We start from the raw sequence: 14,166 nt of genomic DNA, 5'->3' as shown, positions 1-14,166 counted from the left end.
CTGCAGTCTCGTGGGCTCGGAGATGTGTATAAGAGACAGGGCGCCGCGCTGCGTGATCGACGGCGAGATCGTCGTCGCCGCCGGCCATGGCCTCGACTTCGAGACCCTGCAACAACGCATCCACCCCGCCGACTCGCGGGTCCGGATGCTGGCCGAGAAGACACCCGCGGCCTTCATCGCGTTCGATCTGCTCGCGCGAGACGACATCGATTACACCCAACGGCCTTTCGGGGAACGCCGCAATGCACTCGTCGACGCGCTCTCTGGCGCGGGCCCGAAATTCCAGGTCACCCCGGTGACGACCGACCTCGCGACGGCGCACCGGTGGTTCGACGAGTTCGAGGGCGCGGGACTCGACGGCGTGATCGCAAAACCCGTCGACCTGACCTATCAGCCGGACAAGCGCGTGATGTTCAAGATCAAGCATCAGCGGACGGCGGACTGCGTCGTCGCCGGCTACCGCGTGCACAAATCCGGCGAGGATGCGATCGGATCGCTTCTGCTCGGGTTGTACAAAGACGACGGCACACTGGCATCCGTCGGCGTCGTCGGCGCGTTCCCGATGGCCCGCCGTCGCGAGCTGTTCGCCGAACTGCAGCCGCTGCGAACGACTTTCGAGGAACACCCGTGGAACTGGGCCGCCGACACCGACCCCGACATCGTGCGCCGCTACGGCGGCGGGTCGCGCTGGAACGCCGGCAAGGATCTGTCGTTCGTGCCGCTGCGCCCCGAACGGGTGGTCGAGGTCCGCTACGACCACATGGAGGGTGAACGGTTCCGCCACACCGCCCAGTTCAACCGGTGGCGCCCCGACCGCGACCCCCGCTCGTGCACCTACGAGCAACTCGAGCAACCGGTCACCTTCGCGCTGCGCGACATCGTTCCCGGCCTCGGCTGACCGCGGTGACTTTCGTCAACTCGCCGACCCGGGTGCGCCCGACGTGTGATGCTGCGGGCATGGCGATCACACGAGCGACGGCCGCGGCGGTGGTGCTCGCCAGCGCCGCGGTCGGATTGGCCGCACCGGCGGCAGCACAGGGGCGCTTGGAGGGCGAATTCCGGTTCGTCAACGGGCCGACGTCGAACACGTGGGCCATCACCACCCAGTGCCACCCCGAAGGCCGGTGCGGCGGAACGGTTTCGAGCTCGACGGGAATGATCGCGCAGATCGGTAGGCAGGCAGACGGCCCATGGACCATCGAACGTCACGATGTCTTCAACGGGCGTCCGTGTGCCGACGGCACCACCGGCCCAGCCGATCTGACGTACTCGTTCGACCCAGCGACCTTGGCGGGCAGCCTTCGCTACGCGTGGAAAGCCGGTTCCTGCAACGATCCCAACCCCGGAGAGAGCGAACAACCGGTCAGCCTGCAGCCGCTGTAGCGCGGAGCCTCAACCCGCAACGCGCGCGAAGGTCAGGGTTTCTCCGCGCACACCGCCCATCCACAGGTCTTGGCAGGCTTCGGCCATCTCGTCGAGGCCCTCGATGACCTCTCCGAACACGTTGCCCGGCACCCAACCCTGGTCCCCGTTGATCAGCAGGTTGTTGCGGCCGTAGAACAGCGCCAGGTCGACGATCGCACCGGTGGTGCCGGTCCCGGTGGAGTTCTCGTAGCCGTAGGCCGGGTTGCCCAGCTGGTCGGAGTCGAACGAGAACCAGCACAGGTCGCCGGGGATCGGCGTCACGGTGGTGTTCTCCCTGCCCGGGTCCGCCGGCGCGAAAGCCGGTAGGAGCGTGTAGATCTCGTTGCGGGCGTACTTTCCGTGGAACACCTGCGACGACAGTGGGCGCTCGTCCAGCGCGTCCCACACCGCGGCACACGTGCGTGGTGCCGCATCGTCGAGCAGGCGCGCGGTGCAGCTGACGCCGCGCTTGTCGAGGGACACGGTGATCAGCCTGCTCATCGAACTCCTTGTGTCATCACTGCGGGTGTACGCGTATGCCAGTCGGTGGCCATCTCGTGTGCACGCCCCACCCGCAGCACCGTCGCATCGGAGTGCCTGGGGCCGACGATCTGCAGCCCGATCGGCAGCCCAGCGGAGGTGAAGCCGCACGGCACGCTCAGTGCGGGTTGCTGAGTCATGTTGAACGGGTAGGTGTAGGGCGTCCAGCTCGCCCAATAATGCGACCGCCACCCCTCGGGCACGTCGCGGCCGATGGGAAAGGCGGGCATCGGGAGCGTCGGGGTGACCAGCACGTCGTAGTCCTGGTGGAACCGGCCCATCACCTGCCCGAGGTGCATCCGCACGGCCGTGGCGTCGAGGTAGTCCGACGCCGAGAACGTCGCACCCACCGCGGCTATCCGGCGCAACCCGGGATCGACGCGATCGTCGACCGCTTCGCCGTAGGCCTGCAACACCTTCGCCGCCCCCGAGAACCACAGGATGTGGAAGGCCTCGATCGGATCGCGGAAGCCGGGGTCGACCTCCTCGACCCGGGCGCCCGCGTCGGCCAGCACATTCACCGCGTCCCGTACCGCCGCGTCGATCTCCGGGTCGTTGCGTACGTAGCCGAGCCTCGGTGAGAACGCCACACGCAGACCCGCGACACCGTCGTCGAGGCCGGCAAGGAACGACTCGTGCGGCGTCGGCATCGCCGACCAGTCGCGGGGGTCGAAACCGGTGATGACGTCCATCAGCGCGGCGGTGTCGACCACGGTCCGTGTCATCGGACCCGGATGCGCCAGCGTGCCGAACGGGCTCGGCGGATAGTGCGGGATCAGGCCGTAGGTCGGCTTGAGCGCGACGGTTCCGGTGAACCCCGCCGGGATCCGCACCGATCCGCCCGCGTCGGTCCCCACCGACCACACCCCCATGCCGAGGGCCACCGCCGCGGCACTGCCGCCGCTCGAACCGCCCGCGGTCTTGGTGGGGTCCCACGGGTTGCCGGTGAGGCCGAAGCGCTCCGAGTCGGTCACGCCCTTCCACGAGTACTCCGGTGTCGTGGTCTTGCCGAGCAGCACCGCACCGGTCTCGCGCAGTCGCGCAGTGCAGGGCGCGTCCTCGTCCCAGGGCCCGGTCTCGTCGATGAGCCAGCTGCCGCGAAGTGTCGGCCATCCCTTGGTCCACAGCGCGTCCTTGATCGACGCCGGCACCCCGTCTCCGGGGCCAAGCGGTTCCCCGGCGTGCCAGCGCGCCTCCGACGCGCGGGCGGCGGCCAGCGCACCCTCGCGGTCGACGAGCACGTAGGCGTTGACCGCACCGTCGTACGCATCGATCGCGGCCAGCGCCTCCTGCGTGGCCTCGACCGGCGAGATGGTCTTGGCACGGTAGCCTCGCACCAATTCGGCTGCGGTCAGGATCATCGCGAATCACGTCCCGATGTCGCCGGCCTTCCGGCTCCGCTCGGGATGTAGCCGAGCTTCTTGTCCACAACGTTCACCAAGGGCTCCCCCGCCAGCCAGCGCCGCGCGTTGTCGGCGAACTGCTCGGCCAGCGTTTCCCGCCAGCCCACGACGTCGCCGGCCATGTGCGCGGTGATCGTCACGTTGGGAGCGTCCCACAGCGGATGGTCGGTCGGCAGCGGTTCGGTGTCGAACACATCCAGCGTCGCGCCCCCAATCCGGTTGTCGCGCAACGCAGAAACCAGTGCCGACTCCTCCACCAGCGGACCCCGTCCGATGTTGACCAGATGCGCGTCGGGCTTCATCGCGGACAACACCGACGCGTCCACCAGGCCGCGAGTGGCCGACGTCAGCGGCGCCGCGAGCACCAGGTGATCACACCAGCCGACCTCATGGGCCAGGTCCGCACTGGCCACCACCTCGCCGAAGTCGGGGTCGTCCGCCCTCGCGACGCGGCCCGCGCCGCGCACCTGCATGCCCGCGGCCCGCAGCAAGCGGGCGATCTCCCGGCCGATGCTGCCGGTGCCGACCACGAGTGCACGGGCCGCGGCGATGCCGCGGGTCTCGCGGTGACGCCATCGATGCTCGCGCTGCAACGCGAAGCTTGTGCGGCTGTCCTTGGCGTGGGCGAGCACCGCGCCGAGTACGTATTCGGCGATGGGCCGGTCGAAAACGCCGCGCGCGTTGGTCACCACGACGTCGGAGTCACGCAGTTCGTCGAAGAGCAGGGTGTCGACGCCGGCCGCGGTGACGTGAATCCATTCGAGTTCGGTGGCGTCGCTCCACACGTCGCGCACCGCGGTCGAGAAGAAGTCCCAGAGCAACAGCGCGCGGGCTCCGCGGACGGCCGAGGCGAGGTCCTCGGCGGTGCAGTAGCGCATCTCGGCGCCGACACGCTCGACGCCGGGCGGATGGTCGGTGGATTTTTCGCACAGGACGGCAATGACCGGCTCGGCGGAACCACCCCTGACCTGCGACGACGATGCGATCCGCACGCTCTCCCCCGGGGCTGGCACGCCCCCAAGCTAGGGACACGCCGTAGGATTGTCAACAATCTGTTGCTGGTTTGGTCTTCTGGCCTCACACTGTGCAAATGAGGATCGGGGAATTGGTGCCGCCCCCACCATTGCAGCAGGTAGGCATAGGCGTAGTCACTCCGTACGACTTCGCGCTCGACCGCGAACTCTGGCGTTGGGCGCCCGACGACGTCAGCCTGTACGTCACCCGGCTGAGGTACGCCCCCTTGCCGGTGACCGTCGACATGGCGGTGCACATCTCCGATCCCGAACACGTGGTCGCGGGTGCGGCCAACGTGCTGGCGGTCTCGCCGATCGTCACCGCGTATGCGTGCACCGCGGGCAGCTTCGTCAAGGGGATGGCCGGCGAGGCCGCGCTGGTGGCGGCGATGCGGGCGGCCGGTGCGCCGGCGGCGGTCACCACCAGCGGCTCGATGCTCGAGGCGCTGCGCCACCTCGGTGTCGGCCGCGTCGCCACCGTCACCCCGTACACGTCGGATCTGACGATCGGCCTGACCAAGTACCTGATGGAGGCCGGCATCGAGGTGGTTGCCACCTCCGGCCTGGGCCTCACCGAGCAGATCTGGGCGGTGCCGTATTCGGAGACCGCCGAGCTGGTCCGCGCCACTGACGTCGCCGACGCGGAGGCCATCGTCGTCAGCTGTACGAATCTGCCGACCTACGACCTGATCGCCGAGCTGGAGGCCGAGCTGCAGAAGCCGGTGGTCACGGCCAACCAGGTGACGATGTGGGCGGCGCTGCGCGTCGCCGGGCGCAAGGCCGTGGGGCCGGGCCAGCGCCTGTTGGAGGCGTAGGCGTCGACCTGCCGGTTGTTAACATTGTCGACAATCTGCCGATTGAAGGGGCCGTGATGCCGACCGTAGGACTGCTCTACCCGGGGCACAGCGCCGAGGACGATTTCCCGGCGCTGGAGGCCCGCGTCGCGGGGCGACTGCGCCTTCCCGTGGTCATCACCTCCGTCGGCGAGGACGCGCACCGGGTCGACGCGCTGCTCGACCTCGGCGGCGAGGGCCGGCTCGCCGAGGGGGTGTGCCAACTCGCCGACGAGCGCCCGCACGCAGTGATGTGGGCGTGCACATCGGGCAGCTTTGTGTTCGGTCCCGAGGGTGCGCGCCACCAGGCCGCGAAAGTTGCTGCGGCGGCGGGAGTTCCGGCGTCCTCGACCTCGATAGCGTTCGTCGACGCGCTGCGCCACCTCGGTATCCGACGGGTGGCGGTGGCCGCGTCGTACCCGCCGGATGTCGCCGAGCATTTCGTGCGGTTCCTGGCCGCCGACGGGGTCGAGGTGGTGGCGATGGGCAGCCACGGGATCATCACGGCCGCCGAAGTCGGCACGATAGAGCCCGAGCGGGTGGAGCAGATGGTCACCGCGGCCGATCACCCCGACGCGGAGGCGGTGCTGGTGCCCGACACCGCGATGCACACGCTGGCGATCGTCGATCGGCTCGAGGCCGCGGTCGGCAAACCGGTGCTGACGGCCAACCAGGTGACGGTGTGGAAGGGTCTGCAACTCGCCGGCGGAGCGCCCGCGATCCCCGGATTGGGCCGCCTGTTCGAGGAGGCCCGGTGACCGAGTTCCTCGCGCCCGTCGAGCAGGAGTCCACGCCGAGCATCGTCGCCGACAAGCTGCGGCAGGCGATCGCGCACGGCGAGTTGGCGCCCGGCACGCAGCTGATCGAGGCCGACCTGGCCCGCAAGCTCGGCGTCAGCCGCGGGCCGCTGCGCGAGGGAATGCAGCGGCTGACCCAGGAGGGCTTGTTGATCGCGATCCGCAACCGCGGGGTGTTCGTGATCGACATGACGCCCGACGTGGCGTCCGACATGTACCTCGCGCGCGAGGCCATCGAACGCGCCGCGACCCGCCGGATCCTGCAGGGCGACTACGCATCTGCGGGCGACGAACTGCTGGAGATCGTCGAGGAGATGGCTGCGGCCGCCGACGTCGAGGAAGGCAGCGAGGCCGACATCCGCTTCCACGAGCGACTGGTCGAGTTGGCGGGCAGCCCGCGGCTGTCGCGGATGCACCAGACGTACCTCGTCGAGACGCGGATGTGCGTGCACGCGCTGGCCGACACCTATGACAACCCCAGCGACCGCGTCGTCGAGCACCAGGCGCTGGCCAGCGCGATCAGGGCCGGCGACGTGCAGCTGTCCGACAAGCTGCTGATCGCGCACATGGAGGACGCCGTCGACCGGCTGATCGCTCGGGTGTCGCGCGGCGCCTGACCCCTACAGGGCGATACCGACGTACTTGGTCTCCAGGAATTCGTCGATGCCCACGGAGCCGCCCTCACGGCCGAGGCCCGACTGCTTGACGCCGCCGAACGGCGCCGCGGGATTGGACACGACGCCCTGGTTCAGCCCGACCATGCCGGTCTCGAGCGCCTCGGCGACCCGCAGCGCGCGCCGCAGGTCGTTGGTGAACACGTAGGCGACCAGTCCGTATTCGGTGTCGTTGGCGGCGGCGACGACCTCGTCCTCGGTCTCGAACGGCGTCAACGGAGCCACCGGGCCGAAGATCTCCTCGCCGGACATCCGGGCGTCGCGCGGGACACCGGTCAGCACGGTCGGCGCATAGAAGTAGCCGTCGCCGGAAACCGGTGTGCCGCCGGTCAATACGCGCGCCCCGCGGCCCACCGCGTCGTCGACCAGGTCCTGCACCTTGTGCAGCGCGGCCTCGTCGACCAGCGGACCGACCTTGACCCCGTTTTCGGTGCCGCGGCCCACGGTCATCGCCGCCATCCGTTCGGCGAGCCGGCGCCCGAACTCGTCGATCACCGCGGCATGGACGAAGATCCGGTTCGCCGCCGTGCAGGCCTCGCCCATGTTGCGCATCTTGGCCGCGATCGCCCCGTCCACCGCCTCGTCGAGGTCGGCGTCGGCGAACACGATGAACGGGGCGTTGCCCCCGAGTTCCATCGAGGTCCGCAGCACCTTCTGGGCGCATTGTTCGAGCAGGATGCGGCCCACCCGGGTCGACCCGGTGAACGACAGCTTGCGGGCCAGCCCGGACCGGATCAACGGTTCGCACACCGCGTTCGCATCCATCGCGGTGATGCAGTTGACCGCACCGGCCGGCACGCCCGCCTCGTCGAGGATCGACATCAGCGCCAACATCGTCAGCGGCGTCTGGTGCGCCGGTTTGATCACGCTGGTGCACCCGGCGGCGATGGCCGGGCCCAGCTTGCGGGTGCCCATCGCCATCGGGAAGTTCCACGGGGTGATCAGCAGGCAGGGCCCGACCGGCTGGCGGGCGATCAGGAATCGCGCATTGCCCGCGGGTGCGGTCTGGTAGCCACCGTCGATACGAGTGGCCTCTTCGGCGAAGTGGCGGAAAAACTCTGCGGCGTAAGCGACTTCACCGCGCGCCTCGGCGAGGGGTTTGCCCATCTCCAGCGTCATCAGCAGCGCCAGGTCGTCGACGCGGGCGTGCAGCAACTCGAACGCGGCCATCAGCATGTCGGCGCGGGTGCGGGGCGGTGTCGCGGCGAACTCCCGCTGGACGGTGACCGCGGCATCCAGTGCGGCACGGGCGTCGGCCGGGGTGGCGTCGGCGACCGCACACAGCGTCCGCCCGGTCGCCGGATCGACGACGTCGAAGGTGCGCCCCTCGCTCGCGTCGACCCACTTGCCGTCGACGAAAAGCCGCTTGTTCACCGCATCGATCACATGCCGCTCGCGATCCACCACGCCTCCTTGAATGGTCGGATTGTTGACAATCTACAGCTCGCCGCTGAGGATCATGCCATGACCTCGGCCTCTCAAGCCCCACAGCTCTCGCAGATCCTCAAGCAGGCGACCGGCGTCGTGGCCGCCCGCGGCGAAGGGGTGCTGCTCTACGACGAACAGGACCGCCGGTACCTCGACTTCACCGCGGGCATCGGGGTGACCAGCACCGGACACTGCCACCCGCGGGTGGTGGAGGCCGCGCAGCGCCAGGTCGCCACGCTGATCCACGGCCAGTACACGACCGTGATGCACCGCCCGTTGCTCACGCTGGTGGAGCGCCTCGGCGAGGTGTTGCCCTCCGGACTGGACCGGCTTTTCTTCGCCAACTCCGGTAGCGAGGCGGTGGAGGCGGCGCTGCGACTGTCCCGACAGGCCACCGGCAGGCCGAACGTCATCGTCTTCCACGGCGGGTTTCACGGCCGCACCGTCGCGGCGGCGTCGATGACCACCTCCGGCACCAAGTTCCGCTCGGGTTTCTCCCCGTTGATGGCAGGCGTGCACGTCGCACCGTTCCCCGACCCGGGCCACTTCGGATGGCCGGTCGAGCAGGCCACCGACTTCGCGTTGGACCAACTCGACTACCTCCTGCAGACGATCAGCGCGCCGGCCGACACCGCCGCGTTCTTGGTCGAACCGGTGCTTGGCGAGGGCGGATACGTGCCGGCCAACGAACGGTTCTTCGCCGGCCTGCGCGAGCGCGCCGACGCGCACGGCATCCTGCTGGTCGTCGACGAGGTGCAGACCGGCTTCGGGCGCACCGGCCGCTTCTGGGGTCATCAGCACTTCTTCACCGCGCAAGCGCGCCCGGACATCCTGATCACCGCGAAGGGGCTCGCGTCGGGCTTCCCGCTCTCGGGTATCGCGGCGCCGGCGGCGCTGATGGAGCGGGCGTGGCCAGGATCGCAGGGCGGCACGTACGGCGCCAACGCGGTGGCCTGTGCGGCGGCGGTGGCCACCTTGGACGTGATCGCCGACGAGCGACTGGTCGACAACGCCGCCGAACGCGGCGCGCAGTTGCGCGAGGCGCTGCAGACGGTCGGCGACAAGTTCGACGCGATCTCCGATGTGCGCGGTCTCGGGTTAATGATCGGCACCGAATTCCGCGACGCCGCAGGCAAACCCGATGGGGCCACGGCCCTCGCCGTGCAGCAGGAGGCCGCGCGCCGGGGCCTGCTGTTGCTGACCTGTGGCGCATGGGGGCAGGTCGTGCGGTTCATCCCCGCGCTCGTCGTCACCGCCGAGCAGATCGACGAGGCCGCGGGCATCTGGTCCGACGCGGTGAACGCCGTCCTCTGAGTCAGCGGCTGCCCTCGAGCGCGTACTCCTCCTGCGGCGGGGCCTCTGGTGTGCCGGGGATCTCGGTCCCGTTGATCGGGCATCGCGCGGTCTCGGGGTTCTTCACCAGCGCGATCGCGCCGACGATGCAGGCGCCCATCATGTAGTACGCCGGCACAAGGTTGTCGCCCGTCGCGTTGACCAACCAATCGTTGACCGCCGGCGCGGTGCCGCCGAACAGCGCCGTCGACACGTTGTAGGCGATGGCGAAGCCGGCATAGCGCACCTGGGTCGGGAACATCGCCGGGAACGTCGCCGAGATCGTCGCCAACTGTGGCACGTAGAGCAACCCGAGCACCGCGAAGCCGATGATGGCGCCTATGACGCCGGTCGACATCAGCATGAACATCGGGATCCCGGCGACGAACAATCCGATCAACGAGACCCACCACACCGGTTTGCGCCCGAACCGGTCCGAGGCCAGGCCCGCGAACGGCAAGAACACCATCATCGAGAGCATGCCGATGATCGGTACGACCAACGACATGTCGGTGGACAACCCGATCGACTGCTCGAGGTAGGTCGGCATGTAGGTGAGCAGCGTGTAGTTGACGACGTTGAGCGCGACCACCAGGCCGCCGAGGCGAAGGATCGGCCCCCAGTACTCGGCGAGAAGGTCCCGGAACGCGGCGAAGACGTTCGCCTCCTGCTCGCCCTGGTCCTCCAACTCCTTGAAGACCGGGGTCTCGTCCAGCCGGGTGCGCAGGTACAGCCCGATCAGGCCGAGGGGCGCGGCGACGAGGAACGGCAGCCGCCAGCCCCACACGTCCATCTGGTCGTCGGAGAGCACCAGCGAGAAGCCGAGCATCATCAGCGCACCGGTGGAGAAACCGGCCAGGGTGCCGAATTCGAGGAAGCTGCCCAGGATGCCGCGACGGCGGGTCGGCGCGTACTCGGCCATGAACGTGGCTGCGCCGCCGTACTCGCCACCGGTCGAGAAGCCCTGGATCATTCGCAGGATCACCATCAGGACGGGTGCCCAGACGCCGATCGTGGCGTAGCTCGGCACGAGTCCCACGCACAGCGTCGCGCTCGCCATCACCAGGATCGTGATGGCCAGGACGCGGCGCCGACCGAGGCGGTCGCCGAGCGGGCCCCAGACGAACCCGCCGAGGGGGCGAACGAGGAAAGAGACCGCGAACGTCATCAGTGCGAGCAGCGTCGCCGTCGTTCCCTCGCCCGGGAAGATCGCGGAAGAGATGTAGGAGACCCCGTAGGCGTACAGGCCGTAGTCGAACCATTCGGTGTAGTTGCCGACGGCCGAGGCCGCGATCGCCTTCTTCACGTCGCCCGATGAGGGCGCCTCGTGCTCGGGTTGGTGGTGCGGGCTGGTGGAACCATCGGGATCCACGTGCGGGCCTCCTCGCGTCCGTCGGGCACGGCCTGCCCGGCGAGCGCCGGCATCGGGCCGTGTTTCTCGGTGCACAGGCAAATTACCAGCGCAGGCCGGGGGATACCCGGAATCGCCGTTCCCAAGGCAACATTGACAAGACTGTTAAAAGCCCCCTAGCGGTGCCCGCTAGATTGCGGTCATGACCGCAGGCAGGTTCGCTCCGAGTCCCTCGGCGGATCTGCACATCGGGAACCTGCGCACCGCGATCCTCGCGTGGCTGTTCGCCCGCTCGACGGGCAGGCGGTTCCTCATGCGCGTGGACGACCTCGATGACCGCACCTTCACCGACGTCGGGCAGCGACAACTCGACGACCTCGCCGCGATCGGGCTGACGTGGGACCTGGTGGAGTGGCAGTCGGAGCATCCCGAGCGCTATGACGCCGCGATCGCCGAGCTGGACGGCCGCGGACTGCTGTACGAGTGTTATTGCAGCCGAAGAGATATCGCGCAGGCTCCGCGGGCACCGCATGCCCCGCAGGGCGCCTACCCCGGCACGTGCCGCGAGCTGACGGATGCCGAGCGCGCGGCGCGACGGGCCGAGACGGGGCGGCCGCCCGCGCTTCGGCTGCGCACCGACGCGATCGTGCACACCGTTCACGACGTGCTCCACGGTGAGTACACCGGCATCGTCGACGACTTCGTGGTTCGCCGGGGCGACGGGGTACCGGCTTACAACCTCGCGGTAGTGGTCGACGACGCGAGCCGAGATGTCGATCAGGTGGTGCGCGGGGACGACCTGCTGCCCTCCTCGCCGCGGCAGGCGTATCTGGCTCGGATGCTGGGCCACCCCGAGCCGGTCTACGCCCACGTTCCGCTGGTGCTCAACGAGGACGGCGCACGGTTGGCCAAGCGCGACGGCGCGGTCACGCTCGCCGAGATCGGCGTACCGCGGGCACTCGCGCAGATCGGTGAGTCGTTGGGCTGGCGCGCCCGCGACCTCGAGGGCATGCTCGCTGAGTTCGATCCGCAACGGCTACCGCGACAGCCGTGGATTTATCGCCCCGACTGAGCCGAACACTTCCCCGACCCGCACCGCGTGGATTAGGTTCCGCCGGTGCACCGAAACCTCAGGCGGGCACTGCCCGCCCTCCTGCTCGCGGCGGCGGTGCTGTTCGGCGCCGCAGCGTGCGGCTCATCGGAATCGAACAGCGACGACCCGATCAAATCGGCGGGAGTGCTGCGGGTGGGCACCGAGGGCGTGTACCCGCCGTATTCGTTCCACGACGCTCGCCAAGGCGGCCAGCTCGCCGGATACGACGTCGACGTCGCCCGCGCCGTCGCCGAAAAGCTGGGCGTGCGAATCGAGTTCGTCGAGACGTCGTGGGACTCGATCTTCGCCGCCCTGGAGGCCAACCGCTTCGACGTCGTCGCCAACGAGGTGACGATCACCGACGAACGCAAGGACAAATACGACCTGTCCGATCCGTATTCGATCGCCGAGGGCGTGATCGTGACACGGGCCGACGACGATTCGGTACGGTCGCTGGCCGATCTCAAAGGCAAGCGGGCCGCGCAGAGCCCGACGAGCAACTGGGCGACGGTCGCGCGTGACGCGGGAGCGCAGATCGATTCGGTTGACGGTTTCTCCCAGGCGATCAGCGTGCTCAACGACGGCCGAGTCGACGTCGTCGTCAACGACAGCATCACGGTGCTGGCCTATCAGGCCGAACATCCCGACGCCCCGATCAAGATCGCGGCCAGGACCGGGGAGCGCAGCGAGCAGGCGTTCGCGGCGCGCAAGGACAGCGGTTACGTGCCCGAATTGAACAAGGCGCTCGAGGAACTGCGCGCCGACGGAACACTGACCGAGATCTCGAAGAAGTACCTTGACGTCGACCTGTCGAAGGCGGCGCCCACGGGCACCTGGCAACTGATCGCAGACAACCTGTGGCCGCTGGCGCGCGCGGCGATCGAGAAGACGATCCCGTTGACGGTCATCAGCTTCACGATCGGCCTGGTGATCGCGCTGGTGGTGGCGCTGGCGCGGTTGTCGACGAACGGCGTGGTCGCCGGCGTTGCGCGGTTCTACATCTCGATCATTCGGGGGACACCGCTGCTGGTTCAGCTGTTCATCGTGTTCTTCGCGTTGCCGCAAATCGGTGTGCGGATCGACCCGTTCCCCGCGGCGGTCATCGCGTTCAGCCTGAACGTCGGCGGTTATGCGGCCGAGGTGATCCGCTCGGCGATCCAATCGATCCCGAAGGGACAGTGGGAGGCGGCCGAGACGATCGGTCTGAATTACGTTGGGGCGCTGCGGCGCATCATCTTGCCGCAGGCCAGCAGGGTTGCGGTGCCGCCGCTGTCGAACACGTTGATCTCACTGGTGAAGGACACGTCGCTGGCGTCGACGATTCTGGTCACCGAGCTGTTCCGGACGGCGCAGAACATCGCAGCGCCGACGTTCGAGTTCTTCGCGCTCTACGGCACCGCAGCGCTGTACTACTGGATCATCTGTCTGGTGCTCTCGTTCGGTCAGAGCCGATTCGAGCGACGGCTGGAAAGGTTCGTGGCCAAGTGACGCAATCACGGGTTCGTGCCGAGGGCATACGGAAGGCCTTCGGCGACAACAACGTTCTCAACGACGTCTCGTTCGAGGTGGCGCAGGGTTCGGTGACGACGATCATCGGGCCGTCGGGTTCGGGTAAGACAACGCTGCTGCGGGCCCTCAACGCACTCGACGTGCCCGACGCCGGGGTCATCCGTGTCGGCGATGTCGAGATCGACTTCTCCGAACCGGTGCCCAAGGAGCGGTTGCGTCAGTACCGGGCGCAGAGCGGGTTCGTGTTCCAGAGCCACAACCTGTTTCCGCACAAGACCGTGTTGCAGAACATCACCGAGGGCCCGGTCGTCGCGCAGAAGCGCCCCAAGGCCTCGGCCGAGGCGGACGCCGTGGCCCTGCTGGAACAGGTCGGGCTCGCCGACAAGAAGGACCAGTTCCCGTTCCAGTTGTCCGGTGGCCAGCAGCAGCGGGTCGGCATCGCGCGGGCGTTGGCGCTGCGGCCGAAGGTGGTGATGTTCGACGAGCCGACCTCCGCACTCGATCCCGAACTGGTCGGCGAGGTGCTGTCGGTCATCCGGGATCTTGCGGTCGAGGGCTGGACCCTGGTGATCGTCACGCACGAAATCCAGTTCGCTCGACAGGTTTCCGATCAGGTGTTGTTCACCGACCGCGGAGTGATCCTGGAGAAGGGTCCGCCCGCCGAGGTGATCGGGAACCCGACACAGGAGCGCACCCGCCAGTTCCTCGACCGGATCCTCAACCCGCTTTAGCGATTTGTGTGCATTCTGTTGCGCTGGGCGCGCCTAAGCGCACACAAGTCGCACTCAG

The 14,166-nt window shown here is 68.5% G+C and carries 14 protein-coding genes; 9 read left to right on the top strand and 5 right to left on the bottom strand.

The window, feature by feature from the left end:
* On the top strand, positions 1 to 898 hold an 898-nt coding region (locus A5752_RS14660; RefSeq protein ID WP_067086720.1), incomplete at its 5' end, for an ATP-dependent DNA ligase.
* A gap of 59 nt (positions 899 to 957) precedes the next feature.
* A complete protein-coding gene (locus A5752_RS14655; protein WP_067086717.1) occupies positions 958 to 1,383 on the top strand; it encodes a hypothetical protein in 426 nt (141 codons plus the stop codon).
* Between the two features lie 9 nt (positions 1,384 to 1,392).
* On the opposite strand, the gene A5752_RS14650 is transcribed toward A5752_RS14655, so the two are convergent.
* Genes A5752_RS14650 through A5752_RS14640 form a run of 3 tightly spaced genes read right to left on the bottom strand, consistent with a single transcriptional unit; the run spans position 1,393 to position 4,360 of the window.
* The gene (locus tag A5752_RS14650; protein ID WP_067086663.1) at positions 1,393 to 1,905 is read right to left on the bottom strand and encodes a DUF3830 family protein; all 513 of its coding nucleotides are present in this window, start codon (positions 1,903 to 1,905) and stop codon (positions 1,393 to 1,395) included.
* Complete coding sequence (locus tag A5752_RS14645; protein ID WP_067086660.1) at positions 1,902 to 3,305, bottom strand: amidase; 1,404 nt, start codon at positions 3,303 to 3,305, stop codon at positions 1,902 to 1,904. Before A5752_RS14645 ends, A5752_RS14650 begins: the two co-directional genes overlap by 4 nt.
* On the bottom strand, positions 3,302 to 4,360 hold the full coding sequence (locus tag A5752_RS14640; protein WP_502686734.1) for a D-2-hydroxyacid dehydrogenase: 1,059 nt from the start codon (positions 4,358 to 4,360) through the stop codon (positions 3,302 to 3,304). The genes A5752_RS14645 and A5752_RS14640 overlap by 4 nt, the downstream gene beginning before the upstream one ends.
* 77 nt (positions 4,361 to 4,437) lie before the next feature.
* Here A5752_RS14640 and A5752_RS14635 point away from each other — a divergent pair, with 77 nt between their 5' ends.
* The 3 genes from A5752_RS14635 to A5752_RS14625 are packed head-to-tail and all read left to right on the top strand — an operon-like array spanning position 4,438 to position 6,607.
* Positions 4,438 to 5,175 (top strand): maleate cis-trans isomerase family protein, encoded by a 738-nt coding sequence (locus A5752_RS14635; protein WP_197500621.1) that lies wholly within the window; start codon positions 4,438 to 4,440, stop codon positions 5,173 to 5,175.
* A 56-nt stretch (positions 5,176 to 5,231) separates the two neighbouring features.
* Entirely contained in the window at positions 5,232 to 5,951 is a 720-nt protein-coding gene (locus A5752_RS14630; protein ID WP_197500620.1) for a maleate cis-trans isomerase family protein, read from the top strand.
* Positions 5,948 to 6,607, top strand: coding sequence for a GntR family transcriptional regulator (locus A5752_RS14625; protein WP_067086655.1), 660 nt, complete (start codon positions 5,948 to 5,950; stop codon positions 6,605 to 6,607). The genes A5752_RS14630 and A5752_RS14625 overlap by 4 nt, the downstream gene beginning before the upstream one ends.
* A gap of 3 nt (positions 6,608 to 6,610) precedes the next feature.
* On the opposite strand, the gene A5752_RS14620 is transcribed toward A5752_RS14625, so the two are convergent.
* A complete protein-coding gene (locus A5752_RS14620) occupies positions 6,611 to 8,068 on the bottom strand; it encodes an NAD-dependent succinate-semialdehyde dehydrogenase (protein WP_231983410.1) in 1,458 nt (485 codons plus the stop codon).
* Between the two features lie 60 nt (positions 8,069 to 8,128).
* On the opposite strand from A5752_RS14620, the gene A5752_RS14615 reads away from it, so the two are divergent.
* Positions 8,129 to 9,406, top strand: a complete 1,278-nt coding sequence (locus A5752_RS14615) for an aspartate aminotransferase family protein (protein WP_067086709.1) — start codon at positions 8,129 to 8,131, stop codon at positions 9,404 to 9,406.
* Between the two features lies 1 nt (position 9,407).
* On the opposite strand, the gene A5752_RS14610 is transcribed toward A5752_RS14615, so the two are convergent.
* Positions 9,408 to 10,730, bottom strand: a complete 1,323-nt coding sequence (locus A5752_RS14610) for an MFS transporter (RefSeq protein ID WP_231983413.1) — start codon at positions 10,728 to 10,730, stop codon at positions 9,408 to 9,410.
* A 247-nt stretch (positions 10,731 to 10,977) separates the two neighbouring features.
* On the opposite strand from A5752_RS14610, the gene gluQRS reads away from it, so the two are divergent.
* The 3 genes from gluQRS to A5752_RS14595 are packed head-to-tail and all read left to right on the top strand — an operon-like array spanning position 10,978 to position 14,108.
* Positions 10,978 to 11,847, top strand: coding sequence for a tRNA glutamyl-Q(34) synthetase GluQRS (gene gluQRS / locus A5752_RS14605; protein WP_067086647.1), 870 nt, complete (start codon positions 10,978 to 10,980; stop codon positions 11,845 to 11,847).
* A gap of 45 nt (positions 11,848 to 11,892) precedes the next feature.
* Positions 11,893 to 13,356: an ABC transporter permease subunit gene (locus A5752_RS27155; RefSeq protein WP_082963893.1), complete on the top strand. Its 1,464-nt coding sequence runs from the start codon at positions 11,893 to 11,895 to the stop codon at positions 13,354 to 13,356.
* A complete protein-coding gene (locus A5752_RS14595; RefSeq protein ID WP_067086644.1) occupies positions 13,353 to 14,108 on the top strand; it encodes an amino acid ABC transporter ATP-binding protein in 756 nt (251 codons plus the stop codon). The genes A5752_RS27155 and A5752_RS14595 overlap by 4 nt, the downstream gene beginning before the upstream one ends.
* Positions 14,109 to 14,166 lie beyond the last annotated feature (58 nt).

The organism is Mycobacterium sp. 852002-51961_SCH5331710, assembly GCF_001665535.1.
GTDB lineage: Bacteria > Actinomycetota > Actinomycetes > Mycobacteriales > Mycobacteriaceae > Mycobacterium.
Note: the sequence above shows the minus strand (reverse complement) of the source record. Positions and strands in the feature narration are given on the sequence as shown.

Coding starts and splice junctions, on each gene's coding strand:
- A5752_RS14630 (WP_197500620.1), top strand. CDS start 5,232: ATGCCGACCGTAGGACTGCTCTACCCGGGGCACAGCGCCGAGGACGAT.
- A5752_RS14635 (WP_197500621.1), top strand. CDS start 4,438: ATGAGGATCGGGGAATTGGTGCCGCCCCCACCATTGCAGCAGGTAGGC.
- A5752_RS14645 (WP_067086660.1), bottom strand. CDS start 3,305: ATGATCCTGACCGCAGCCGAATTGGTGCGAGGCTACCGTGCCAAGACC.
- A5752_RS14650 (WP_067086663.1), bottom strand. CDS start 1,905: ATGAGCAGGCTGATCACCGTGTCCCTCGACAAGCGCGGCGTCAGCTGC.
- A5752_RS14615 (WP_067086709.1), top strand. CDS start 8,129: ATGACCTCGGCCTCTCAAGCCCCACAGCTCTCGCAGATCCTCAAGCAG.
- A5752_RS14655 (WP_067086717.1), top strand. CDS start 958: ATGGCGATCACACGAGCGACGGCCGCGGCGGTGGTGCTCGCCAGCGCC.
- gluQRS (WP_067086647.1), top strand. CDS start 10,978: ATGACCGCAGGCAGGTTCGCTCCGAGTCCCTCGGCGGATCTGCACATC.